This window comes from Mucilaginibacter sp. (assembly GCF_035492695.1).
Lineage (GTDB): Bacteria > Bacteroidota > Bacteroidia > Sphingobacteriales > Sphingobacteriaceae > Mucilaginibacter.
The window spans coordinates 371195-394429 of record NZ_DATJJC010000012.1; the positions used below are offsets into that span (position 1 = coordinate 371195).

Here is a 23235-nt window from a genome sequence, read left to right on the forward strand (position 1 = left end):
TTTTGTATAAACAATAAATAGTTCCTATACTTGTGCCGGACCAGCAAAGGCCGGCCAGTGTTCATATTGGAAACGGGATCATGGAAATTATCAATGAAAAGAAGCCAGAGGTCAAAATAGTCGGGACGCTTAACGGGCACACCGGATGTATCTATGCAGTGGACAGGGGCCTTTATGCCAATACCATATTTACCGGGGGTAGTGATGATTTCATCGCGCAGTGGAACCTGGATACCCTGCAGGGGGAAAAGTTTGCGACTTCATTTGCGGCACATCTATATGCGATCTGTCATATTCCCGAAAAAAAACTACTGCTTGCGGGAACTACGGACGGGAACATTCATATCATAGATACGGATCAGAAAAAAGAGATACGGATCCTTAAATATCATAGGGGCCCGGTATTCGATATTAAATATTGCTTGGAAACCAATTGTTTCTATACGGCCGGCGGCGATGGCAACTTCGCCGTTTGTTCCCTTGACAGTCTTTCCCTCATAAAAGTTATAACACTTTGCGGAGAAAAATTGCGCAGTATAGATTTTAATTACCATGCTTCCGAAATTGCCATTGCCATGGGCAGCTGTGATATTTTTATTTTGGACCTGTTCACATTACAGCTTAAATATGGATTCATCGCGCACCGGCTTTCTGCAAATATTGTCCGTTATACGCCTGGTGGAAAATTTCTCCTGTCAGGGGGAAGGGATGCTCATTTGAATATATGGGAAACCGGCAATTATTCCCTGGTGAAATCTATTGCGGCCCATAATTGGGCTATATATGATATTGCCTTTAGTCCGGACGGGGCGTTGTTTGCCACGGCCAGCCGTGATAAGACCGTAAAAATATGGGATACGAAAACGTTCGGGCTGATCAAACGCATTAGTAAAGAGCATCTTACAGGCCATACGCACTCGGTAAATAAATTGCTTTGGAGCGCCTTTAACGACTACCTGATCTCGGTGGGTGATGATAAGGAAGTCATCATCAGGCAATTGATCTATGAATGATCAACGGCTGATAAGCCGGGCCCCTCTCTAAAAGTCATCTTTAAAACATTATTTATACTTTTTTGTATAAATAGTTAAAAATGCTTTATAATTGTGCAGTTATACATAGTCCTTGCCGGTTGCAGCAGTGCCAGGCCTGATTTCCGGGCATAGCTTATTAGTTTCCTCAAAGGACTTTGGCAGACCAAATGCCTGCCGCACTAACCAAATACCACACGATGAAACAAGAACTAAATGCATTGGAACAAACGGTATCGCGGGACTACAAATACGGCTTTGTAACGGATATTGAAACGGATGTGATCCCGAGGGGTCTTAATGAGGAGGTGATCCGTTTGCTTTCCGAAAAGAAAAACGAACCGTCCTGGATGCTGGACTGGCGATTGAAGGCATACCGGCATTGGCTGACCATGGAAGAGCCGGGATGGCCGAATGTGAACTATCCTAAAATAGACTACCAGGACATCAGCTACTATGCCGCCCCAAAGAACAAAGGAAAGCTTAAAGGACTGGATGAAGTGGACCCGGAGTTGCTCCGCACTTTTGACAAACTCGGAATTTCCCTGAACGAGCAAAAAAGGCTTAGCGGGGTTGCCGTTGACGTCGTCGTTGACAGTATTTCCGTCGCAACTTCCTTTCAAAAGCAACTGTCGGACATTGGGATCATTTTCTGTTCCATCAGTGAAGCGATCCGGGAACATCCGGAATTAGTCAGGAAATATATTGGCTCTGTTGTGCCGCCGACGGATAATTTCTTCGCCGCGCTGAACGCTGCGGTATTTACCGACGGCTCTTTTTGCCATATCCCTAAAGGTGTGCGCTGCCCGATGGAGCTGTCAACTTATTTCCGCATCAATACCGGAAATTCAGGTCAGTTTGAACGAACACTGATCATAGCTGAAGATGAAAGCTATGTAAGCTACCTGGAAGGCTGCACCGCGCCGCAGCGTGATGAGAACCAGCTGCATGCCGCAGTCGTTGAGCTCATCGCGATGAGGAGGGCTGAAATCAAATACTCTACCGTTCAAAATTGGTACCCGGGTGACCACGAGGGCAAAGGGGGAATTTACAATTTTGTTACCAAGCGCGGGCTATGTTCGGGCGACTATTCGAGGATCTCCTGGACCCAGGTAGAAACAGGCTCAGCCATTACCTGGAAATACCCCAGCGTCATTCTAAAAGGCGATCATACTGTCGGCGAATTCTATTCTGTGGCCCTTACCAATCACTATCAGCAGGCAGATACCGGCACCAAAATGATCCACCTTGGCAAGAACACGAGAAGCCGGATCGTGGCCAAAGGAATATCCGCCGGCTATAGCCAGAACAGTTACCGCGGATTGGTCCGTGCGGGCAAGAATGCTGCCGGGGCCCGTAATTATTCACAGTGCGATTCCCTGCTCTTAAGCGATCATTGCGGAGCGCATACCTTCCCTTATATCGAGGTAAGAAATGCGACATCCGTTGTGGAGCATGAGGCGACCACCTCAAAGATCGGTGAAGACCAGCTTTTTTATTGCAAACAAAGGGGGATCGATGCAGAAACAGCCGTTGCCCTGATCGTTAACGGCTTCGCCAAAGAAGTGATGAGCCAATTGCCCATGGAATTTGCCATAGAAGCGAAAAAATTGCTTGCTGTGAGCCTGGAAGGCAGTGTGGGCTAAAAAAATTATGAATTTATAGATCAAGCTATCATGTTATCAATTACAAATATACACGCGTCCATTGAAGGCAAACAAATACTCAATGGCATTAATCTTTCTATTAAAGCCGGAGAGGTCCATGCCATTATGGGGCCAAACGGGTCTGGCAAAAGCACGCTGGCGTCGGTATTGGCCGGCAGGGAAGAATATGAGGTGACGGAAGGATCGGTTACTTTTTTAGAAAAAGACTTACTGGAAATGGCACCTGAAGACCGGGCCCGTGAAGGCTTATTTCTGGCATTTCAGTACCCTGTTGAAATACCGGGGGTCAGCACGACCAATTTTATTAAAGCGGCCGTAAACGAAAAGAGGGAATATCAGGGTGAAGAACCGCTGGATGCGGTAAGCTTTATGAAATTGATGAAAGCAAAAATGGCGATGCTGCAGATCGATCAGTCATTGCTGAGCCGGTCGATCAACGAAGGGTTCTCCGGCGGGGAAAAAAAACGTAATGAAATTTTCCAGATGGCGATGCTTGAACCCAGGCTGATGATACTGGATGAAATGGATTCCGGTTTAGATATCGATGCATTGCGCATTGTGGCCAATGGCATTCATAAGCTGCGAAACGAACACAATGCCATACTTATCATTACCCATTATCAGCGGTTGCTGGATTATTTGCAGCCTGATTTCGTTCATGTGCTATATAACGGGCGCATCGTCAAATCCGGTACAAAAGAGCTCGCTCTGGAACTGGAGGAAAATGGTTATGACATGATCAAAGGGGAAGCCGATTTAATAACAGCTGAATAAAAAGACGGTTATCATGAATTTAAGCGATTTTAAGGACCATTTTGAACAATTGCGTACCGATGATCCCGGAAGCCTGATCGGGCAGGTCAGGCGGGAAGGGTTTCATGTTTTGGATAAAGCAGGACTGCCGACGAAGCGCAATGAAGAATGGAAATATACTGACATGGGGAAAGTGTTCAGTCATGAATATTTTTTCGACAGCGGCCTGCCGGCTTGTTCCCTTGCGCCGGCTGAGGTAGACGTCATCCGGTTACCCGGTCATGACAACGCAAATGAAATAGTGTTTGTAAACGGCCGTTTCGAGCCACAACTCTCAAAAATCCGGTCGCCGCAGGATCAGCTTACGGTGTTGCCGCTCGAAGATGCTGCCAGTGGAACTTACAAAGAGACTATACGGGAATATCTCGGTTGCAGCAGCGCCTACATTAAAGACGGTATCCATGCGCTGAATACTTCCTTTATTCATGGAGCTGTTTTTGTTCACGTTCACGAGGAACAGGAACTAAACCGCCCTCTTTATATTTATCATATCTCAGATGCACGGCAATGTCATATACTTTCCCAGCCGAGAAGCCTGATCTATGTCGACCGGAAGGCCAAAGTTCAGTTAGCAGAAACCTTTGCCACCCTGGGTGCGTCCGAATGTTTTACTAACCAGGTAACGGAGGTGATCATTCAAAACAATGCTATCGTCGAATATTACAAAATTCAAAATGAAACCGCAAATGCCAGCCAGGTAAGCACTACGCATATCCGTCAAATCGGCTGCAGTAAGGTGCATACGGTCACCGTCACGCTCAATGGGGGTATGATCCGTAACAACTTGAACGTGATCATGGAAGCAGCCGGAAATGAGGCCCATTTATTCGGCCTGTACCTGTTGAACGGTCATACCCATGCGGATAACCATACGCTGGCAGATCATGTACAGCCCAATTGTTTAAGCAATGAATTGTATAAAGGGATCCTGGACAACGATGCCACTGGTGTATTTAACGGAAAGATCATGGTTCGCCCTGGGGCGCAAAAGACGAACGCCTATCAAACCAATAAAAATATCCTGCTATCAGAGGATGCTACGATCAATACCAAACCGCAACTGGAGATCTTTGCAGACGATGTCAAATGTTCCCATGGCTGTACGGTGGGGCAACTGGATGAGAATGCATTGTTCTATTTGAGGGCAAGAGGTATTCCAAAACCCGATGCGCAGGAATTATTGTTAAAGGCTTTTGCATTGGACATACTTGACCAGATTAAGCCAGAATTACTACGCAGCTATGTAGAAAACCTGATCACCGAACGTTTATCCGCCAGCAAAAAATGATTTTGACAAGCCCAACACCCATTGATCTTAATATAGGCGCCATACGTCAGCAGTTTCCTATACTCGGCCGTGCCGTGAAGGACAGGCCCCTTGTATACTTTGACAACGCCGCAACGACCCAAAAACCGCAAGCCGTTATTGACACGATCAGCCAATATTACGGCAATTACAATGCTAATATCCACCGTGGCATTCATAGCCTTGCGGAAGAGGCCACTGCCGCTTATGAGGCCTCGCGTATGGCCGTTAAAGAATTTATCGGGGCCGCGCTTTCGGAGGAAGTTATTTTTACGAGGGGAACCACGGAAGGCATTAACCTTGTTGCCTGCACCTGGGGCCGGGCAAATATTGCCGCCGGTGACGAGATACTGATCTCCGGAATGGAACACCATTCTAACATTGTGCCCTGGCAAATATTATGTCATGAGAAGAATGCCATATTAAAGGTGATCCCGGTATTGGACAACGGTGAGCTTTCCATGACTGATTACCACAATTTACTCAGTCCAAAAACAAAACTGGTGGCTGTTGCCCAGGCATCAAACGCGCTGGGCACGGTAAACCCGGTTAAACCGATGATTAAGGCGGCACACCAGGTTGGTGCTGTAGTGCTGATTGACGGGGCGCAATCAGCCGTTCACCTTGACATAGACGTTCAGGATATGGATTGTGATTTTTTTGCATTTTCCGGGCATAAGCTTTATGGACCTACCGGGATAGGTGTTTTATTTGGTAAAAAAGATATCCTCGAAAGTATGCCGGTCTTTCAGGGAGGCGGGGAAATGATCAAAGAAGTTACTTTTGAGCGAACTACCTATAATGAGCTCCCTTATAAGTTCGAGGCAGGCACACCAAATATAGCGGATGCGATCGCGTTGAAAACGGCCCTGGAATTTTTGAATGACCTTGGAAAAGACAATATCAGAAAACACGAGGCCGCTTTATTGAAATATGCGACCGCCCGGCTGGAAACAATCCCCGGATTGACCATCGTTGGTAAGGCCAGGGAAAAAGTGGGTTTAGTATCTTTTATAATTAAAGGAGTTCATCCGCAGGATATCGGTGTTTTACTGGATAACCAGGGAATTGCGGTCAGAACAGGTCATCATTGTACGCAGCCGCTGATGGCACGCTTCGGTATTGCAGGAACCGTAAGGGCCTCGTTTGCGGTTTATAATACATTTGAAGAAGTAGATGCGTTAATCGCGGGTCTTTGGAAGGCCTTAAAAATGCTGTCTTGATTATGGAGAAGGATATTTTAGAGATCGAAAACGAATTTATTGAGTCATTTTCCTTTCTGGATACGTGGGAGGAGAAGTATGAATATATCATTGAGCTCGGTAAGAAATTACCCGCATTGGATGAACATTATAAAACCGAAGACAAGAAGATCAGGGGCTGTCAGTCCACGGTATGGCTGGTATCTTCCTATGACAACGGCAAGGTGTCTTTTAAGGCGGATAGCGATGCGCTGATCGTAAAAGGGTTGATCAGCATGCTCATTGCTGTATTATCCGGGCACACTCCCGACAAAATCATTAACGCCCCCCTGGATTTTATAGAGCGGATCGGGATGCATACGCACCTTGCACAGACCCGTTCAAATGGTTTGCGGGCCATGGTGAAACAGATGAAAGACTATGCTATAGCTTATAAACGAATTCATATTTAATATCTTATCAATGGAAATGGAAGCGCTGAAACAAAAGGTCATAGACTGTTTGCAAACCATATATGACCCGGAGATCCCGGTCAGCATTTATGAGCTGGGATTAGTATACGAGGCGGAAATACTGCCTCCGTTTAACAACGTCCAGATCGTTATGACGCTTACCGCGCCAGGTTGCCCGTCTGCCCAGGATATTCCTGTAGAGGTAGAACAAAAGGTCAGGGCGATAGAGGGGGTGAACGAAGTCATTGTTATCGTAACCTGGGATCCGCCATGGGACAGCGATATGATGTCAGAAACAGCGAAACTGGAATTAGGGCTGTTGTAATCACCGGACTGATCTTGCACGAAACTAATAAAAGAGTAATTTTGGATAATGCATGGGCTGTTCCATAATCATAAAAAATGAGAATAACATCACAGGAAGAATACGGGTTGAGGATCTTATTAAGAATTGCCAAATTTCGCGACAAGGAAGGCATGACCATACAATCATTGGCAGTCGCCGAGGGCTTGTCACTTCCCTATGTCGCTAAACTCACGCGTCTGCTCCGTATCGAGGGATATATTAATAGCACGCCTGGCAACAAAGGCGGATACATCCTGGCGCGGCCGGCAGATCAAATCAATATCAACCAGGTTCTAAAAATCTTAGGAGGATCTTTGTTTGAACAATCCTTTTGTAATGATTATTCGGGAATACTTAAATTCTGTACGAACTCGGTAGATTGTTCCATACGTTCCCTTTGGCAAATGGTTCAGATCAATATAGACCAGCTACTGGATAAAGTAAGCCTGGCGGACCTGATCGGAAATGAAATGAGGTCAGATGAGATCCTCAATTCCATCATCGAACAAAAAGCGGGAAGCTGAACGGTATCACGTTTAAATCTTCCAAAAGAAAAAGTACCCGTGACCACGGCGGATACTTCTGCCCAACCGTTCCTCTTAACGGCCCCTCACCTTCCTGCGGCGTACAAGTTGACCTAAGAAGTTCAGAAAACATGCAGAATCCTTTAACCGGCTTAGGGGACTTTGATTAGCGCAACGCTCTGTTGGTGGCTCCATCCTGTCTAAAAATGTTACCTATATCACATTTTAGCAGTTTTCCCCGGTAAAAACCACATCAATAATATGAGATGAATCATGTTTTGACCTGACGGACATCAGGGCGTGGCTTACCGCTCCGAACTACTTTTGACCCGGTTGATAACCAAATAAAATATACAACAAATGAAAGTAGTTTATTTAAATCTCCGTAAGCCGCAAGGAAATATCCTGCGTATTATATTACTTTTCTTAATACCCGCCTGCATATCATTTACTGCATGCAGGTCGAATAAGAAGGCCGGCGGATCGTCAACAGACACCACGGCTATTACCGGTGAATATTCTCCCGTGTCAACTTTTGCACCAAATGTTCCCGAAGCCAAAAACAATGCAAAGCCAAAAAAAGTGATCGTAGAGATCGAGGTCGTTGAAAAGGTGATGAAGCTGGCCGATGGCGTTGACTATACCTTTTGGACCTTCGGCGGTAAAGTGCCAGGGCCTTTCATCCGGGTGCATGAGGGGGACGAAGTGGAACTGCATTTGAACAATAATGCCAATAACAAGATGCCCCACAATATAGACCTTCATGCGGTCAGCGGTCCCGGGGGCGGCGCTGAAGCTACCATGACGGTTCCGGGCCACTCTTCTGTGTTCCGGTTCAGGGCCCTTAACCCCGGCTTGTTTGTTTACCACTGTGCTACAGCGCCGGTTGGGATGCATATTGCCAACGGTATGTATGGCCTCATCCTGGTCGATCCGAAAGACGGCCTTCCATATGCAGATAAGGAATTTTATCTCATGCAGGGTGAATTTTATACGACGGGTAAGAATGGCGAACCCGGCCTGCAGCCATTTGACATGGACAAAGCAATTAAGGAGCAGCCGGAATATGTTGTATTCAACGGCTCAGTGGGTTCGACCACAGGAGACAATGCGTTACATGCTAAAGTGGGCGACCGGGTCAGGATCTATATAGGCAATGCGGGACCGAATCTCGTTTCATCATTTCACGTTATCGGACAGATCTTCGACAAAGTATACGTAGAAGGGGGCAGCGAGATCAATCATAACGTTGCCACGACGCTTATCCCGGCCGGTGGCGGTGAAATTGTTGAGTTTATCTGCAAGGAGCCGGGAACGTTCAACATCGTCGACCACTCTATCTTCCGCGCATTCAACCAGGGAGCATTAGCGCAATTGGTCGTTACCGGCCCCGCCGATAAAAATATTTATTCCGGGAAGCAGGCAGATCAGTTCTATTATCCGCCGATCCAGGACGAGAAAAAGGATAAACCGGCAGTTGAACCCGCTGCAGCACCGGAGCCATCCTTTGCAGACCGTTTTAAAGACGGTCAAACCCTCTTTGCGTCGAATTGCAGCAGCTGCCATCAAACTACAGGCCTTGGTTTACCCGGATCGTTTCCGCCGCTTGCAAAATCAGACTTTTTGATGAGCAGGCAGGATATGGGTATCGGCGTCGTGCTGCATGGCATCAACAATGAGGCCATCACCGTTAACGGTAAACATTATCAGGGCGTGATGCCAAACCTTTCCCTGACCGATGACCAGGTCGCCAGCATCCTGACCTATGTCAGGAACAGCTGGGGCAACAAGAGCCCTGGTATAAAAGCAAGTGATGTAAAGAAAGTACGTAACCAGTAAGCTTCGGATATGAAAACTGTGAGCACGTTATTGATGATGATCTGTACCCTGATCCCTTTAAAACATTATGGTGAGATGCCGGCCGTGCACCGGGGCATGCCGGCCCGGAATGCTGCAATGGTAAGCATACCCGGCGGCAGCTACCGTCCCTTCCTGCACCGGAAGGACCAGCCTGCCGCAGTTAAGATCCATCCGTTTTCATTGGATGTAAATGCCGTAACCAACGGGGAATTCCTCGACTTTGTAAAGGCGAATCCAAAGTGGGCCAGATCAAAGATTTCACCATTGTTTGCAGACGCGGGTTACCTGAAACAGTGGACGGGTGATTTTGAGATAGGTGACGATAAGATCATTAACAGCCCTGTTACCAATGTGTCCTGGTTTGCCGCAGACGCCTATGCCAGGTGGAAAGGCAAGCGATTGCCTACGCAAGCCGAGTGGGAATATGCAGCCGCGGCGGCCCCTGTAGGCATGCAAAAAGGCGCAAGGCTGACCAGAATTATATTGGCCTGGTATGACCACCCTAATCCTGTTATCCTCCCGCCGGTTCAATCGACCTATAAGAACGCATACGGCTTATACGATATGCACGGCCTTATCTGGGAATGGGTTGAAGATTTTAACAGCGTCATTATCCAGGGAAACAGCGGAACAAATGCGGACAGTTTCTCTTGTGCTGCAGGCTCATTAGGTAGTGTAAATAAGGAAGATTATGCCGCCTTTATGCGGTTTGCCTTCCGGGAAGGCCTGCAGGCCCGTTATGCCATCAATGGCCTGGGCTTTCGTTGTGCCAGGGACCTTAACCGTTTTGATTAATTTAAAAAAGTACTGTTATGAAAACAAATCGCATATTATTAGGGCTGGCAACGTTGACATTGTTGTCTTGTCACAAAAGCGCTGTAATAAAATCAACGCTTTGCTGTGCCAGGGACCGCGCAGCTATTACAGCTACAACACCTTCGCCGGCAGTGGGGAATAATTCCGTCTACCAGCTGACAGGTTCATGGACGGACCAGCATGAAAAACAGCTAACGCTGAGCAAGCTGCAGGGCCATCCTCAAATTGTTGCCATGATCTTCACGCATTGCGCATTTGTATGTCCCCGTGTCGTAGAGAAGATGAAAGCGATCAGGGATTCCCTGCCTGCGGCTGTCAGAAATCAGGTTGGCGGCGTATTGGTTTCATTCGACCCGGACCGCGATACACCGGCGCAGTTGAGATCTTACGCTACACAACGGCAGTTGGATGATCATTGGGAGCTGCTTAAGGGTAATTCCGACCAGGTTAGGGAACTTTCCATGGTTCTGAATGTAAAATATCAAAAGCTTTCCGGGGGAAGTTTTAGTCATACAGGGAATATCTATATCCTGGATGGAAATGGCAATATCGTTCAGTCTGTCGACGGTTTAGGCGGAAGCATAGGTAGTGCTGTTTCTACTTTGAACAGGCTTGCCAGCAGATAGGGTTCACAGATCTATTACCATTAGAATTGATACCAAATTGCTTAAAATCCCAACCAGGTTTTTTGAATGCCCTGTGCCAAGTACAGGGCATTTTTATAGGCGCTATCGTTAATATCTTCCACCAAATATTTCCGGTCATGCGGTGGTAGCTGCAAAAGATAATACACCGCATCAGTGAGGCTTCCATACTCAATTGTGACACCTTTAAAATTAAACAAACCCGCTTGTATTGCAACAATCCGGGGAATCCAATAGGACGATTTGATTGTTGCAAGTCAAGCAACCGCTTTGGCCGGTGCTGCCTTTTCCCGAGGTATGAGGGAAGTGGCAGCCCGGCCCGCGGGGTGTCAATCTTTGGTGAGCCTGGCCAGCTTCTGGTAAATATCCTCCCAATAGGCCTGCTGCTTCCGGAAAAACTCCAAACGGTTAGTGTCAATCGTCGAATAATGACGAAAGTCATCGGCCTGCATCAGGGCAAGGTTCGGGTCGGTGATTTGGATTTCTTTCCCGTCTAAATCAATAATGGTCATCATTTCAAATTTTATTGCATTTATTTCAGGCTACTTTAAGTGGTTGTGCCCTGAAGTCATTAAGATTAAGAAAGAACCCCCGGTTAAACAGCATCCCTTCGCGGAACAACTGCCACAGCAGGGATGCTCCGAGGTTCGACAAAGCAGGATTGATAAATAAGTCCTGCTTTGCCAGTGCCTCCGCTACCGAACAACTTGGCGTATCATCGTTCCTATCTGATTCTTCTAAAAGGAAACGGAACTCATCGGTAACTTTTGGTAATGAGGCCACCGTCCTGTATTTTTCGGATATGGGTTGTTCAATGGGGGTAACTGTTGAAAGGACAGCCTGCCCGGTTTGCCTGCTATTCCCCAAATCCATCCAATACAGCACTTTGTTCCTTTCATAGCTCCGGGCTTCCCCCAGTTCCCTGAGCACTTCTGCTATGCCAAGCCTCGCGCTAACGTTGTCGACGCAGGAGACAAACAAGTTCGCTTTACCCTCGTTCGGGAAGTAATCGAGCTGACCCGCCTCGAATTTTGAAGTCACCGCCTTCCAGTTGGTACCGAAGAAACGGTTGACCCTGTTGATCAGCACCGCTGATTTGAACAAACCGAGTTCCGCTTCAGTAAATAGCTGCCTGCCGAGATTAGCTTCGGACACCCTATCATCATCATAGAGGTAAACGTATAACCCCGGATGTCCCAATGCAATGAGGGCATGGTTCATTTTTGCCAAAGCCATGACCATATTGCTTCCCGTCCCGCCTGCGCCGATCAGGTTGATGGTTACGGGGTTGGTCGGATTAATGAGATAGTTATCGGTGATATGTATGGCTTCCATAATTATTGAATGAGGTGGTTTACAGTTCTTTTATGGGGTATCAATTTTTCTTCGGGAAAGGGCTTGCCTGTGCCTGACAGATTTTTCCAAAGCTGGACAATATTCCCTTTTATCGGGTTATACCCTTGTATCATGTGGCTGAAATAGCTGTTAAAAAAGCCGTTCTGCCATTGTTCCATAAAATCTTCCAGGGCGCAATCGTTTTTGATGTCCATACTGACGTTGCCCATACATACCCGGCCATCGTCATACATATTGAAGAATGGCGCGTTAAAAAGCGGGGTGTCCCCGCAAATTTCCGTTTCGGCCACGGCGAATACCGCAATGGATGTTTTCGTTGCCCTCCATACAAGCGCGGGGATATTCGCCAAACCGCTTTTGATGCCCAAATCTTCCTTAAAAAACAGCTTGACCCATTGTCGGGGGGTATGCCAGATGGCGTATGGATTTTTATCGGTACGGATATATAATAGGTTTTTGGGCAATAAGCCTTTCGGGGCGAGGAACGCCGACCGCTTTTTTTCCGTTGTCTGCAGGGCCTTAGAGAGCCTGTTCGCTTCAAGCATGGAAAGAGGGTGTGCATTGATGGGGTGTCCCTGCTGGTCTAAGTCGTAACTTTCGATATAGATATGTTTGTTTCCGTCCTGTTGTTCGTAGATCACGAATGCCTTGCGGGGATGGTAAAGCGTTCCGAATGTGTGGGTCATATTGGTCATGGTAGTTTATTTAAGAGGTAGCACAAATCGTCAAGCAGGGTAAACAGCCGGTTCTCATAATCAAGGCTGTCAGCATTTGGCGAATAATTTTTATCGTAGACCGAAACCAGCGTGTGTTCCTGCCAGTACATTCTCTCGTTCAGTTCGGCATCGATGTTCTGTTGAATACTGTCATAAAGGCTACTTTCGGTATCGGCGATAAAGTGAATATACTCGCCTACACGAATGGTATTGTCATAACCCATCCAGTTATCATCATCGTCTTCATCGCATGGAAGCCTGTTCAGGTGGCGGAATATGTTGCTGTCAGGATAATCCTGCCATAACTTCAACGTATCTGTCGCAACTTTCAGGCAGCCCTGTTCAAAGGCATCCGCCGGGATAATCCGGGTTATTCGTTCACTGAGTTGCTCCAGGTGAGCGGGATGGTAGATGACCCGCTCAATAACATCCCCGCCGTGTGCAGCTTTTTGGTGTGCCTCGCGATTGAACATAAGGTCTGCTTCGTCCAAACTGCCGTCTTCTACGTCCAGCCATTCTTCGAGTATTTCATAGTGATAAAACAGGTATGTATCGGCATCCCGGTAGTAAGGAATTCTTGCAATGTGGTAGAGATAAGCAAAGACAGACAGCAAAAGCTGCGCCCCCGGCTTATTTTCGCGCGATTTCAGCAAACTGTACAAGGGAAGTACGGGGATATAATAAAGGGAATAACTGCGCGAGGCTGTTTGCTTTGTCGCCAATTTTACTCTTTGGTCCTCATCTTCAACGATGAATAGTTCGAGTTTGCTGCCAGCCCTGTGCAACTGCCTTTCGGCGTTCCAATGCGCTAACAGGATGTTATAGGGATAGGCTTTACTGGTAACATCCAAAAGCTGTAATGGCTGATATTGGGCGAGAACGGAGAGGGAGTTCAATACCCCCTCTGTTATTCCTTCGTCCTGTGGCAGCTCATAGCTTTCAGCATATAGCGGTAAGAACCGGTGTTTCAGAAAACCATCGGCAGCAAGTCCTGCGGTGCAGAACGGAGTTTGTTCCGGCTTACTTCCCTTGCGTCCGGCAGACGATCGAGTTCGCGGCTGTAGTGGGACAATTGCTGATAGAGATTCCATTGGCGCTTCGACTTTGGCGCTGAAACCCTGCCTTGTTTTATTGCTGTGTCCATTTTTCATCCTTTTATACCTATGGTGGAAACAAATGTGTATTGTATCTCGTCCTTCCTGATCTCCGGGCCATTTACTTTGGCCGTAGTCAGAATGGGATAAGTACCCGAATAAAAGTTAAGTACTGCTTCGGGCGAAAACTCGGTTCCCGGGTCGGTAAGGCGGACTTCCTGTCCGTTTTCTTTATGTATAAATATGCGCGGTAATAGTGTTGTCAATAACATGGTCATTCGGCATTAAGGTTAAACAATGCGTTCTCATACTGGCTGTGCAGGCGTTTCAGCTCCGCTTCTTTTTTCTCCAGTTCATTCTTTTTTTCGGGGTAATCTTCAATGGATGGCAGAATAGCCAACGCATCGGCGTATTTCATTTTAGCCGATAGCTCTGTGATGTTTTTCATGGCCTCGTCATAGGCTTTCTTCTTTTCCTCTTTAGCCTGTTTGGGGTCGGGCATCTCTGCATCCCCCGGTTTTTTGGCGGTCTGCGCAGCTTTCTCCTTAGTCTTTCTGTCCTGTTCCTCTTTTGAGGCGATACGCGCCCTTTCCACTTCTTTGAGGTAGGCTTCCATACTTGTGTACAAACCCGCCGTTTGCTGTACGGGTAATGTTATGGTATCAAAAAAACCCTCGTTAAGTTCTTCAGCTGTTCCTTTAAGCAACATGGGCGGGATGACTTTGGATGCATTATCTCCGCAGTTGTTCGCGGCAAATAAGGCTGAAACTGTGAACAGCATGTTGTCGGTTGTTTGAATGGATATTTTCCAGTTGCCGGGAACATTCAATGCGGTTATGTTTTCAAAAAAGTTCGTTGTCATGATCTTAATTCTTAATTGTTTTCAGATAGTTTCTTTAAATAATTGGCTGAATTTCCGTCTGCCGTGAAAAGGTAGTCGTTGGCTAAAATTCCCTCGGTGATAGCTTCGTCCGAAGTCAGGTATTCGTATTGGGCTTCGAGGGATTTGTACAGGTGTTTATTGAGTGTTTCGGCAATCTTTCGTAACCATTCTTCGAGGTTGTCCAGTTCTTCAAAAACAAGGTCATGGTTTCTCTCCCTTTCGTTGACGGCATATATGCCCAGGTCAACCACTACGCCGTAGTTTCGTGAACGGCTGATAATTTTCGGGTCGTGTTCCAAAACGCCGTTCTCCACCAAAGCCATCACCCGGCGGTCTATGGGAATTGCTGTAAAATCAAAATCGAGTTTCGGTGCGTAGTCTTGCCATGCCTTATTGACAATAGCCTTATTTAATTGGGTTAAGTCAACTGTTGCGCTAAAGCCACTGCCGTCACCCTGCGAATAAAAGCCCTCGAATTTGATACGCTCTTTGCTGACGGTTATGCCTAAACAGGCGCATATTGCTATAAAGTCGTCATAGCTGCTGTCCCACCAATCAAAATCTATATTCAGTTCATGGCAGGCGGTCAATGCTTTTTGTTTCGCGGTTTTTGACAGTTCATCAAAACCGTACAGCTTTAATTTTATCGTTTTCATTGCTGTTTTCTGATGGTTGGTTTATTTGCGGAGTGTTTCCAGATAGTCCCGGTAGCGGTTTGTCAGGTTTTCGCCCGCAAAGAATTTGTCAGTTTTGTAGTCGTAGTTTTCCTCGAAAAAGTGCACGGCTTTGGTTTGCAGATTGATGATATAGCGATAGGCAGCATTTATCCGCTGTTCGTTCATCGTGCAATGTTCTTCGATAAGGCTTAATTCCTTTTCGGGGTCGTCCATTTCCAAAAGAGGCTGTATAACCTGTTCCACGAAATAGCCTTGTTCGGGTGCGCTGCTGCTGTCGGCAACGCAGGTAACCGAAGCGCCGTTGCTCAGTTTGATATAAAGATTTGAACGTGTCATTTCCTATGTTTTAAATTGAGGGGGATTTGCTCCCCCGGTTAATGGTGATCAGTTAATTGAAGTTGAGGCTGTCTGCCCCGTTTTTGGCATAGGCGAGGCACAGATCAAATGCAGTCTGTGTGCGGCTTTGCCCTGTACCGCCCAATATGGATTTTACTTTGGCTTCATCGTCCTTGTATTCCTTTACATTTTGGAAGTAGCCTGTAACGGCGTTGAATGCGCCGAATAAAGTACCTTTGGTGGTTTCGGTCTGTTGTGTAGGGCTTGCCATTGCGTACATAAAGGCGTTATCACAGATGTTTTTGAAGACGGTGGAAAGTTCCCCGCCTGTTTTCAGGCTCTTTAAAACCTCTCTTCCCGGTGCCAACGCTTGTTGAATAAGTTTCATTACGTCCTTATCGGTGATGCGCACCTTGGTCCATTGGTTAAAGATGCCGTCCAGTTCATCGGCCATTTTATTGGAAATGCCCATAACCTTGTGGGCTTCTTTCAGCCTGTCCTCTGCACTGGCAGTATGGCGTATCTTAATCGTATTGGAGCTGTTACGGAGTGCTGCGCCGAGCGTATTCTGGCAGACAATCCTCACCGGGGTAAATGCTGCGGTGATACTGCCTGAACCATCGTGCGAAGTGGTGAGGAAAAGGTATTTTTCGATGTAGTCGTCTTTGCCTACTTTAATATAACCCGGCAGTTTGGCGGTAATAAAAATGCGCTCCCCATTGCCTAATGCCCCTGCGGTTTCGTACTGCATCCCGTCCCCGCCTACGATGGCATCAAAGAAGCTGAACGCATCCCGGTTCTGTACGATGCTGTAATCCCTGCCGACTACGCCCAACACGGTATTGTTATCGGTGCGCATGGTGGCATAATAGTTTGGTATGGCAATGTCCATACCGGCTATTAATTCGCCCCTGTTGCCTGTGGTCAGTGACCTGCTTTGGGTAAATAAAGGTGATTTGATAACCTCGTAATCAAGCCCTGCAAATTGCAATGCTTCCTTACTGGTCGGGTAATCTTCTACGATCCGCCCCAATCCGTGCCATGCCTTTTGTTTGACGCTGAAAAAACTGTGTTGCCCTGTCTGCTCGTTAAAATTGATATTATGTGCCATTGGATTTCGTGTTTGATTTTAGTAGCGGGACTTTGAAAAGCCCCGCTGTTTGAATAATGAATTCGTTTACTGCTGATTGGCCGGATTAGAATGGCAGGTCGTCTTCGTCTGCTGCCCCTGCGGTTGCCTTTTTCTTTTCCTTTGGCTTTTCGTTTTGCCTTTCGGCAGGCTTGCCGAAAAGGTCGATCTTGTCCACTGAGCAGACAAGGGTGGCCTGTGGCTCATCGTCCCTGTTTTTCCATGCCTGGGCTTCCATCCACCCGGTGATTTGTACAACTGTGCCTTTTTTCAGGAATTCGGCAATGCCGGGATTTACCCAATAAGAGCAAACTACATAAGCGGTCTTTTCTCTTTTTTCGCCGTCTTTGGTTTTGTAGCGTTGGTTGATGGCTACGGTAAAACCAGTTACTTTTTTGTCGTTTTTAACGTTTCTGACCTTTGCATCCTCGGTCAATCTTCCTGTGAATAACATAAAATTTGTTTTTTTAATGAATTACTTGTTCTCTGGTCCATTTCGGAAAAACCTCATTTGGCCTTTGATAGAGGCAATAAACTTGCGCGTGGGGCGGGCAGGCAAGGCTGCCGCAAAAAATACTACCCGCAGCGAAGAGGAGGTGTGGAGATTTTTTAAGCGGCACTTGCATGGCCTTGAATGCCGAAAGGGGGTAAATTTGCCTCAAGCAAAGGCTAAATGAAGACTCATTAAAGGGAAAAATGCCGCTGTAAAAAGGGCGGAGGGATCTGGAGTTTTTTTGAAGGGAAAGGGCAAAAATGGGCTGCCCTCCCGGCTACCGTTGCCGGGCGAGGCGGCACAGTTTTAACCGGTGTGGCGGGTATTCGTTAGTGATAGCAGTGACATCCTGCGCAGCAGATTTAACGGATAGCGCGGGCCGCAGGCAACGACCGGGAAATTTGTCCGGGAAGCTGGAAAATCTTTGCATCGACGGGCCACTCCATTTGGAAGTTAGCGCGGTTACATTAAGGCAAATAAGGTGCACGTTTTACATCAGCACGCAGCAATGAGTATAATAGTGTATCCTTCGGCAGAAGATATCCCCGGAAAGCCCGGCCCAAAGGAACGGCCAAATAAATTAGAATCAAATGAAAGAAAGACGAGCGTCCTGGATATGCAAGATCGAAGGATAATTATTATTTCTTTCCTTCATTATTATCAAATATTTTCATAATATCTTCATATTTATAATAAATAATGCCTCCTATTTTAGTAAATGGCAATGTTCCGTTCATCCTCAAATTCTGCAGGGTGCCGGGAGATATTTTCAGCATATTTTTCACCTGGTAGCTTTTTAATAATTTCCTTTTCTCATCACCCGGCTTGCCGATTATTGCCCTGATATCGTTTAATAGTTTTTCCCTGAACTCATCCAGGTCGTCTTTTGTTATGATCTCCGTTGCCATAATATCTTGTATAGTATGGCAAAGTTTGTATTCATTTAGGACAGGCTATCACCAGTGTCTCTGTACTACCGTAAAATTTATTGTTAATTCATTGATTTTGGATGAAAGCGGTTTGCATTTCGATATTATTGCTCAAACCTGCCGGTCTTCTTTTCGACCTTAATCCGGTAAATGATCAGTTCAACCTGGGTGCCTATATCACTATCCTTTTCCGCTATGCCGTGAGATGGATGGTCATCCGGCTTATAGGATAACGGCATTATGCGGTGTATCAGTCCCTGCATAGCCTGTTGTTTTTCGTTGATATCTTATTTAGTTTGGGAGGAAAACGGCATTTTTAGATCATTAAAATTCTGGGATGCCCGGTTTTCAAATTCGAGGGCGGACGCATGATTTATCTTTTATTGGGGTAAAAACTCTTATCTTAAATTGGCTTACCCTATAAGTCTCCCCACCGTACCAAATCTTGGAGGGATTAAATAAAGCTGAAGTCTTTATGTAGTCGTAAAAAGTCATCAGCCCTGCCAGCCTGCTTTCCATCGCTCAAATTCTTTCGGGCTTACCCTATACCTGGCAAAGTTCCCGTCATGTAAGGCAAGTATCTCTGTTTCCACGGCTTCAATAAATTGTTCCTGGTCAGCATCAGGCAACCGTTGCGCGTTGCTTTTGATTACTTTGTCAGCGTCTTTCGAGTTTAAAGACTGAACGATAATACCACTGATCAGTTCACGTATCTGGGTACGATACTTTAATTTGAAAGGATCAGGCTCACCAAGCGACTGGCGAATCACAGCGTAGCGTGATGCCGAACGCTCATAAGCCCATAAAAAGACATCTTTTAACAGGCTCACATCATTCTGTTCATAGACGCCCAGCATTCCCTGGCTGTATAGATCGTCTGGCACATCAATGAAAGACAAGGGCGAAAAATTACGCTTGACAAAGGGAATGTTGGCCGAGATCCGTGAAACCCTTTTGTTAACGTCATCGAATGGCTGAAGATAGGGCAAATGTACCATGATGAAAAATGATTGCTCAAAAGGGTTTTCAATTTGTGCCGCCTTTTCTAAAATAAGATCAAATAGCTCACTGATCAGTTGTGGAATAGCCAACGGTGTAAAGGTCGACCCGCTAATACCTACCGCCATAGCACGAAGCCTTCCAGGTGCCTGCGGATCAGCCAACAAGTTGTTGGCCAGCATAGCATGAAGATTTAATATGGTGTAACGGTTATAGCCTATTTCTTCGGCTGCCTGAACAATAAACTCAATAGCATCCTTATGGTTAAGGATCATCTGCGCTTCCTTTGCTGTTTTTGTGTCGTCTGCTTCTCCTTGCTCAATCAGGCGTTCGGTATCCAACAAACTATAAGTATTGCCTTCCAACCGGCTGGAATTCCAGGAAAGATCGATTAACAGGCGATTGAGTATCTGTTGTGCATAAGTGCCGGCCGGTTGCTCTATTCCGGTATCGCCAATTGCGGCTAGCTTCGCCAAATCTTCCTGTGTTAGGTAGCTGTCGATATTGGGCCGGTAAGCTTCAAGGAACGCTCTGTTATATCCGACAGGCGTCCGTTTTTGTATCGGTGCCGTAACTAAGCGTCTTACATGCCCACCTGCTGCGGAAAGCGGAATGAGTGCTTCACCTTCGGTCACTGCACCTTCTGACGTTGCTTCACCAACGGCAAGCTTATAAATCGTTGCCCGCGCCTTTCCGGAAACAATGATGGTACCTTGCTCCGATAAATTTGCTAACCATCTTTGCAGTGTTCGCAGTGGTATATCAGAATTACTTAATTTGATATCCTCAATGCTTGCTCCATCCGGGAATCTGGCTAGAATTTTTAATATTTCTTCAGCTACGGAGTTTAATTTCTTTTTCATTTTGGCGCGATACTAAAGTATTGCGCCAAATGTAATAAAAATGGCGCAATACTTTGGTATCGCGCCAAAAAAGGACCAAAACGGCGTAATAGTAAGGATCGTGCCATATGATAATCGCTCGGCGAATTAGTATTGTGCATTACGACTCCGCCCCATATATCTTACGGTTTTCTTGCACATCAACACTTGGATTAAGCAGCAGTTGAATAGTCATTTTCGATTTTAACATTTTCATATCGCGGCTCACCTTCTTCTCTTTTACTCTTGCATAGAGCTGGGTAGTCGTGATTTTGGTATGCCCCAGCATCTTGCTGACCGACTCGATAGGCACATCATTCTCCAAAGTCACTGTCGTTGCAAATGTATGCCTCGCCGTATGCGTGGTTAGATTTTTTGTGATTCCGCACAGGTCTGCAATTTCCTTCAGGTAGGCGTTCATCTTTTGATTACTTTTCATTGGCAGGATTTTATTATTTGCTACGCAAAGTGGATGCGCCTTGTATTTTTCAATAATTGAAACGGCTTTCGGTAACAGGGGTACGTTTGCTTCTATGTCAGATTTTGTCCTGCTTGTGTTGATCCACATTTCGCCGTCCTTACCCCGGACAATGTTTTCAGGAGATAGCTTAAACGCATCTATAAAAGCGTATCCGGTATAGCAGGAAAACAAGTAGCAGTCTTTGACCTCTTCCAAACGTACTATTTTAAATTTCTTTTCTTCTAACAACGCGATTTCATCTTCTTCCAATTCAGTCCGTACAATCTTTTTGGTGGTGCAGACAAAGGCAGCAAAAGGATTATAAGTGATCCATCGGTTATGAACAGAGATATTAATGATCCTCTTAACCCTTTTAATATAACTCATCACAACATTGTGACTAATGCTGTCATGAACTTTAAGATAATGTTCAAATCCTGTGATGAATGAGTATTCGAGGACATCGAGATGCAAATCCTGTTTCTTATACTTATAAGCAATAAATTCAGCGACCTTACCTCTTATCGTTTCATATTTGGTATGCGTAGCTTTCACAAAATCTTTGCCTACCAATTCTTCCATATTCTTATTGTGTTCGTCAAATACTTCAAGCAAGCTTCTTCGGGCGACTTCTACACCTAAATACTTATTCTTTACCTCCTCTGCAGATAGATGTAAACCCTTTTGTTTAAAATCCATGTAGATTGCATGGAGGTCATTGTTCACGGTAACGATGTGTTTGTTAAATGTCCGCGCTTCATCATTGGAGCCATTCATGAACCCACTTTTAGAGTCCCATTTTTCCGGAATTATCTTCTTTTTTAAGGAAATTTCGGCGCGTTTTCCCGTTACCGTTACTCTTGCATAAATGGGCATTTGACCATTTGAATCTGTTTTGGCCTTATTTGCCCAGAACAAAACAGAAAAGCTTTCAGAATTTTTCATAACTAACCATTTTTTTGTGTTTAAGAATTAATTTTTTTGACATTTTTTGACTCGTTTTGATATCATTTGATGTGGTTTGATATCGTATTTAAGTCATTCAAAATCAATTAATTAAACCATTAATTCGGTTACCAAAATGGTCAATTCAAACAGGTAACCGAATAGGTAACCGAATGAATCATAAAAGTTGACATGAAACGAGCGGATTTGACATAAAAAAACCGCTTAAATCACTGATTTAAGCGGTTTTGGTATTGTTTGATACCCTTTTAGCGGAATGGACGGGACTCGAACCCGCGACCCCATGCGTGACAGGCATGTATTCTAACCAGCTGAACTACCACTCCGTTGGGGCTGCAAATATAGCCACCTTTTTTTATTCCGCAAGGGTTTTTTTAAAACTTCGTTTAAAATGGTGTGCAGCAGGTTTTTACCTGTGTGATACGATGAGCAGGTCGAGGTCTTTACAAGGGATATTGAACCTTTCGCCTATAAATTTATTGGTTAGCTGCCCCTCGTAAATGTAAACCGCATTGCGCACACCCGACTTTTGCCAGATCACATTTTTCAATCCGCCCTGTTCGCCAATGTCAAGCAAAATGGGGGTAAAGATGTTGGTGAGCGAATAAGTGGCCGTTCGGGCTACCCGGGATGCGATATTTGGAACGCAGTAATGAATAACATCATACTTCCTGAAAACTGGGTGGGTATGATTCGTTACTTCGGATGTTTCGAAACATCCGCCCTGATCGATACTTACATCGATAATAACCGAATTGGGTTTCATGCGGCTTACCGTACTTTCAGAGACGATACAGGGGCTTCGGCCATCTTCGGCCCGCATAGCGCCGATGGCCACATCGCAGGTGGTAATAGCTTTTTCAAGTACGATAGGCTGAACCACGGATGTAAATACCCTTGTTCCGATATTGTTCTGTAATCGCCGCAACTTGTAAATTGACGGATCGAAAACCTTTACTTCTGCACCAAGCGAAATGGCCGTTCGCGCGGCATACTCGCCAACGGTTCCTGCGCCTAATATTACAATCTCAGTTGGCGGTACACCAGTGATGCCGCCCAGCATCAGTCCTTTGCCGTCGAATATATTACTCAGGTACTCGGCAGCTATCAATATCGATGTTGCGCCTACAATCTCGCTCATTGCCCTCACGACGGCTAATGAACCACCCTCGTCGCGCAGGTGCTCGAAGGAAAGCGCGGTTACTTTTTTATGAAGAAGAGCATGCAGGCAGTCAGCTTTGAGTGTTGACAACTGAAGGGTTGAGATCAGGATCTGATGCGTCTTCATCATCGCTATCTCCTCCATTGTTGGCGGCGCTATTTTGATGATCAGGTTTGCCTCATAAACCGATTTGGTATCATAAACTATTTTCGCACCCTGGTCGCTATAATCTTTATCAGAGAAATTTGCGGCTTGCCCGGCATTACTTTCCAGTATTACCTCGTGCCCGTTATTAATAAGCAGGGCCACAGAAAGCGGCGTCAATGCTATCCTGTTCTCCTGGAACGAAGTTTCCTTGGGTATGCCTATATAGAGCTTGTTTTTTTTATTCTTTACCTCCAGCATCGACTCCTGGGGCTGCATCATTGCCTGCCTGGCAACATCAGAAAATCCACTATATAACTCCGAACTCATTGGTGCTTATTTCCGGATG

General features: G+C 45.9%; 26 protein-coding genes and 1 tRNA gene. 11 read left to right on the forward strand and 16 right to left on the reverse strand.

Translation table 11 applies throughout. The features are described from left to right. Positions 1 to 80: 80 nt before the first annotated feature. From VL525_RS08365 to VL525_RS08415, 11 genes are all read left to right on the forward strand, one after another. Complete coding sequence (locus tag VL525_RS08365) at positions 81 to 1013, forward strand: WD40 repeat domain-containing protein (protein WP_325385334.1); 933 nt, start codon at positions 81 to 83, stop codon at positions 1011 to 1013. Positions 1014 to 1231: 218 nt separating this feature from the next. Continuing rightward, positions 1232 to 2677 (forward strand): Fe-S cluster assembly protein SufB, encoded by a 1446-nt coding sequence (gene sufB, locus VL525_RS08370; RefSeq protein ID WP_325385335.1) that lies wholly within the window; start codon positions 1232 to 1234, stop codon positions 2675 to 2677. A gap of 30 nt (positions 2678 to 2707) precedes the next feature. After that, complete coding sequence (sufC, locus tag VL525_RS08375; protein WP_325385337.1) at positions 2708 to 3472, forward strand: Fe-S cluster assembly ATPase SufC; 765 nt, start codon at positions 2708 to 2710, stop codon at positions 3470 to 3472. Positions 3473 to 3485: 13 nt separating this feature from the next. Continuing rightward, positions 3486 to 4799 (forward strand): Fe-S cluster assembly protein SufD, encoded by a 1314-nt coding sequence (gene sufD, locus VL525_RS08380; protein WP_325385339.1) that lies wholly within the window; start codon positions 3486 to 3488, stop codon positions 4797 to 4799. Then, positions 4796 to 6040: a cysteine desulfurase gene (locus VL525_RS08385; RefSeq protein ID WP_325385341.1), complete on the forward strand. Its 1245-nt coding sequence runs from the start codon at positions 4796 to 4798 to the stop codon at positions 6038 to 6040. Before sufD ends, VL525_RS08385 begins: the two co-directional genes overlap by 4 nt. A gap of 2 nt (positions 6041 to 6042) precedes the next feature. Continuing rightward, positions 6043 to 6471: a SufE family protein gene (locus tag VL525_RS08390; protein ID WP_325385343.1), complete on the forward strand. Its 429-nt coding sequence runs from the start codon at positions 6043 to 6045 to the stop codon at positions 6469 to 6471. Positions 6472 to 6481: 10 nt separating this feature from the next. Further along, the gene (locus VL525_RS08395) at positions 6482 to 6796 is read left to right on the forward strand and encodes an iron-sulfur cluster assembly protein (RefSeq protein ID WP_325385345.1); all 315 of its coding nucleotides are present in this window, start codon (positions 6482 to 6484) and stop codon (positions 6794 to 6796) included. Between the two features lie 77 nt (positions 6797 to 6873). Further along, positions 6874 to 7341 carry an Rrf2 family transcriptional regulator gene (locus VL525_RS08400; protein ID WP_325385347.1) on the forward strand — a complete coding sequence of 156 codons (468 nt, stop codon included), beginning with the start codon at positions 6874 to 6876 and terminating at the stop codon, positions 7339 to 7341. A 360-nt stretch (positions 7342 to 7701) separates the two neighbouring features. Next, the gene (nirK, locus tag VL525_RS08405; protein ID WP_325385349.1) at positions 7702 to 9180 is read left to right on the forward strand and encodes a copper-containing nitrite reductase; all 1479 of its coding nucleotides are present in this window, start codon (positions 7702 to 7704) and stop codon (positions 9178 to 9180) included. A gap of 9 nt (positions 9181 to 9189) precedes the next feature. Further along, the gene (locus tag VL525_RS08410) at positions 9190 to 9996 is read left to right on the forward strand and encodes a formylglycine-generating enzyme family protein (protein WP_325385351.1); all 807 of its coding nucleotides are present in this window, start codon (positions 9190 to 9192) and stop codon (positions 9994 to 9996) included. A gap of 17 nt (positions 9997 to 10013) precedes the next feature. Further along, on the forward strand, positions 10014 to 10643 hold the full coding sequence (locus VL525_RS08415; RefSeq protein ID WP_325385353.1) for an SCO family protein: 630 nt from the start codon (positions 10014 to 10016) through the stop codon (positions 10641 to 10643). Between the two features lie 347 nt (positions 10644 to 10990). Here the strand turns inward: VL525_RS08415 and VL525_RS08420 are convergent, their stop codons facing one another. From VL525_RS08420 to VL525_RS08495, 16 genes are all read right to left on the reverse strand, one after another. After that, positions 10991 to 11176: a hypothetical protein gene (locus VL525_RS08420; RefSeq protein ID WP_325385355.1), complete on the reverse strand. Its 186-nt coding sequence runs from the start codon at positions 11174 to 11176 to the stop codon at positions 10991 to 10993. A 22-nt stretch (positions 11177 to 11198) separates the two neighbouring features. Then, positions 11199 to 11996, reverse strand: a complete 798-nt coding sequence (locus VL525_RS08425) for a PRTRC system ThiF family protein (protein ID WP_325385357.1) — start codon at positions 11994 to 11996, stop codon at positions 11199 to 11201. Positions 11997 to 11998: 2 nt separating this feature from the next. Further along, positions 11999 to 12703 carry a PRTRC system protein B gene (locus VL525_RS08430; protein WP_325385359.1) on the reverse strand — a complete coding sequence of 235 codons (705 nt, stop codon included), beginning with the start codon at positions 12701 to 12703 and terminating at the stop codon, positions 11999 to 12001. 5 nt (positions 12704 to 12708) lie between these two features. Then, on the reverse strand, positions 12709 to 13884 hold the full coding sequence (locus VL525_RS08435) for a hypothetical protein (protein WP_325385361.1): 1176 nt from the start codon (positions 13882 to 13884) through the stop codon (positions 12709 to 12711). Beyond that, the gene (locus VL525_RS08440; RefSeq protein WP_325385363.1) at positions 13881 to 14105 is read right to left on the reverse strand and encodes a PRTRC system protein C; all 225 of its coding nucleotides are present in this window, start codon (positions 14103 to 14105) and stop codon (positions 13881 to 13883) included. The genes VL525_RS08435 and VL525_RS08440 overlap by 4 nt, the downstream gene beginning before the upstream one ends. Beyond that, positions 14102 to 14689, reverse strand: coding sequence for a hypothetical protein (locus tag VL525_RS08445; protein ID WP_325385365.1), 588 nt, complete (start codon positions 14687 to 14689; stop codon positions 14102 to 14104). The genes VL525_RS08440 and VL525_RS08445 overlap by 4 nt, the downstream gene beginning before the upstream one ends. An 11-nt stretch (positions 14690 to 14700) precedes the next feature. Continuing rightward, complete coding sequence (locus VL525_RS08450; protein WP_325385367.1) at positions 14701 to 15366, reverse strand: hypothetical protein; 666 nt, start codon at positions 15364 to 15366, stop codon at positions 14701 to 14703. A 21-nt stretch (positions 15367 to 15387) separates the two neighbouring features. Next, on the reverse strand, positions 15388 to 15723 hold the full coding sequence (locus VL525_RS08455; protein WP_325385369.1) for a penicillin-binding protein: 336 nt from the start codon (positions 15721 to 15723) through the stop codon (positions 15388 to 15390). A 52-nt stretch (positions 15724 to 15775) separates the two neighbouring features. Beyond that, positions 15776 to 16834, reverse strand: a complete 1059-nt coding sequence (locus VL525_RS08460; RefSeq protein ID WP_325385371.1) for a DUF932 domain-containing protein — start codon at positions 16832 to 16834, stop codon at positions 15776 to 15778. 85 nt (positions 16835 to 16919) lie between these two features. Then, on the reverse strand, positions 16920 to 17306 hold the full coding sequence (locus VL525_RS08465; RefSeq protein ID WP_325385373.1) for a single-stranded DNA-binding protein: 387 nt from the start codon (positions 17304 to 17306) through the stop codon (positions 16920 to 16922). Positions 17307 to 17983: 677 nt separating this feature from the next. Further along, positions 17984 to 18253, reverse strand: coding sequence for a helix-turn-helix domain-containing protein (locus VL525_RS08470; RefSeq protein ID WP_325385375.1), 270 nt, complete (start codon positions 18251 to 18253; stop codon positions 17984 to 17986). Between the two features lie 125 nt (positions 18254 to 18378). Beyond that, entirely contained in the window at positions 18379 to 18537 is a 159-nt protein-coding gene (locus VL525_RS08475) for a hypothetical protein (RefSeq protein WP_325385377.1), read from the reverse strand. Between the two features lie 231 nt (positions 18538 to 18768). After that, positions 18769 to 20136: a Fic family protein gene (locus VL525_RS08480; protein ID WP_325385379.1), complete on the reverse strand. Its 1368-nt coding sequence runs from the start codon at positions 20134 to 20136 to the stop codon at positions 18769 to 18771. 139 nt (positions 20137 to 20275) lie between these two features. Then, positions 20276 to 21559, reverse strand: a complete 1284-nt coding sequence (locus VL525_RS08485) for a site-specific integrase (RefSeq protein ID WP_325385381.1) — start codon at positions 21557 to 21559, stop codon at positions 20276 to 20278. A gap of 273 nt (positions 21560 to 21832) precedes the next feature. Continuing rightward, positions 21833 to 21906: transfer RNA gene (locus VL525_RS08490), tRNA-Asp, on the reverse strand. 83 nt (positions 21907 to 21989) lie between these two features. Then, a complete protein-coding gene (locus tag VL525_RS08495; RefSeq protein WP_325385383.1) occupies positions 21990 to 23216 on the reverse strand; it encodes an alanine dehydrogenase in 1227 nt (408 codons plus the stop codon). Between the last annotated feature and the right edge of the window lie 19 nt (positions 23217 to 23235).

Excerpts from the sequence above, each read along its gene's own strand:
- VL525_RS08480 (WP_325385379.1), bottom strand. The coding sequence starts at position 20,136 with ATGAAAAAGAAATTAAACTCCGTAGCTGAAGAAATATTAAAAATTCTA.
- VL525_RS08420 (WP_325385355.1), bottom strand. The coding sequence starts at position 11,176 with ATGATGACCATTATTGATTTAGACGGGAAAGAAATCCAAATCACCGAC.
- sufB (WP_325385335.1), top strand. The coding sequence starts at position 1,232 with ATGAAACAAGAACTAAATGCATTGGAACAAACGGTATCGCGGGACTAC.
- VL525_RS08460 (WP_325385371.1), bottom strand. The coding sequence starts at position 16,834 with ATGGCACATAATATCAATTTTAACGAGCAGACAGGGCAACACAGTTTT.
- VL525_RS08470 (WP_325385375.1), bottom strand. The coding sequence starts at position 18,253 with ATGGCAACGGAGATCATAACAAAAGACGACCTGGATGAGTTCAGGGAA.
- VL525_RS08485 (WP_325385381.1), bottom strand. The coding sequence starts at position 21,559 with ATGAAAAATTCTGAAAGCTTTTCTGTTTTGTTCTGGGCAAATAAGGCC.
- VL525_RS08495 (WP_325385383.1), bottom strand. The coding sequence starts at position 23,216 with ATGAGTTCGGAGTTATATAGTGGATTTTCTGATGTTGCCAGGCAGGCA.
- nirK (WP_325385349.1), top strand. The coding sequence starts at position 7,702 with ATGAAAGTAGTTTATTTAAATCTCCGTAAGCCGCAAGGAAATATCCTG.
- VL525_RS08465 (WP_325385373.1), bottom strand. The coding sequence starts at position 17,306 with ATGTTATTCACAGGAAGATTGACCGAGGATGCAAAGGTCAGAAACGTT.
- VL525_RS08410 (WP_325385351.1), top strand. The coding sequence starts at position 9,190 with ATGAAAACTGTGAGCACGTTATTGATGATGATCTGTACCCTGATCCCT.
- VL525_RS08385 (WP_325385341.1), top strand. The coding sequence starts at position 4,796 with ATGATTTTGACAAGCCCAACACCCATTGATCTTAATATAGGCGCCATA.
- VL525_RS08475 (WP_325385377.1), bottom strand. The coding sequence starts at position 18,537 with ATGCAGGGACTGATACACCGCATAATGCCGTTATCCTATAAGCCGGAT.
- VL525_RS08425 (WP_325385357.1), bottom strand. The coding sequence starts at position 11,996 with ATGGAAGCCATACATATCACCGATAACTATCTCATTAATCCGACCAAC.
- VL525_RS08415 (WP_325385353.1), top strand. The coding sequence starts at position 10,014 with ATGAAAACAAATCGCATATTATTAGGGCTGGCAACGTTGACATTGTTG.
- VL525_RS08440 (WP_325385363.1), bottom strand. The coding sequence starts at position 14,105 with ATGACCATGTTATTGACAACACTATTACCGCGCATATTTATACATAAA.
- sufD (WP_325385339.1), top strand. The coding sequence starts at position 3,486 with ATGAATTTAAGCGATTTTAAGGACCATTTTGAACAATTGCGTACCGAT.
- sufC (WP_325385337.1), top strand. The coding sequence starts at position 2,708 with ATGTTATCAATTACAAATATACACGCGTCCATTGAAGGCAAACAAATA.
- VL525_RS08430 (WP_325385359.1), bottom strand. The coding sequence starts at position 12,703 with ATGACCCACACATTCGGAACGCTTTACCATCCCCGCAAGGCATTCGTG.
- VL525_RS08450 (WP_325385367.1), bottom strand. The coding sequence starts at position 15,366 with ATGAAAACGATAAAATTAAAGCTGTACGGTTTTGATGAACTGTCAAAA.
- VL525_RS08455 (WP_325385369.1), bottom strand. The coding sequence starts at position 15,723 with ATGACACGTTCAAATCTTTATATCAAACTGAGCAACGGCGCTTCGGTT.
- VL525_RS08435 (WP_325385361.1), bottom strand. The coding sequence starts at position 13,884 with ATGAAAAATGGACACAGCAATAAAACAAGGCAGGGTTTCAGCGCCAAA.
- VL525_RS08400 (WP_325385347.1), top strand. The coding sequence starts at position 6,874 with ATGAGAATAACATCACAGGAAGAATACGGGTTGAGGATCTTATTAAGA.
- VL525_RS08365 (WP_325385334.1), top strand. The coding sequence starts at position 81 with ATGGAAATTATCAATGAAAAGAAGCCAGAGGTCAAAATAGTCGGGACG.
- VL525_RS08445 (WP_325385365.1), bottom strand. The coding sequence starts at position 14,689 with ATGACAACGAACTTTTTTGAAAACATAACCGCATTGAATGTTCCCGGC.
- VL525_RS08390 (WP_325385343.1), top strand. The coding sequence starts at position 6,043 with ATGGAGAAGGATATTTTAGAGATCGAAAACGAATTTATTGAGTCATTT.
- VL525_RS08395 (WP_325385345.1), top strand. The coding sequence starts at position 6,482 with ATGGAAATGGAAGCGCTGAAACAAAAGGTCATAGACTGTTTGCAAACC.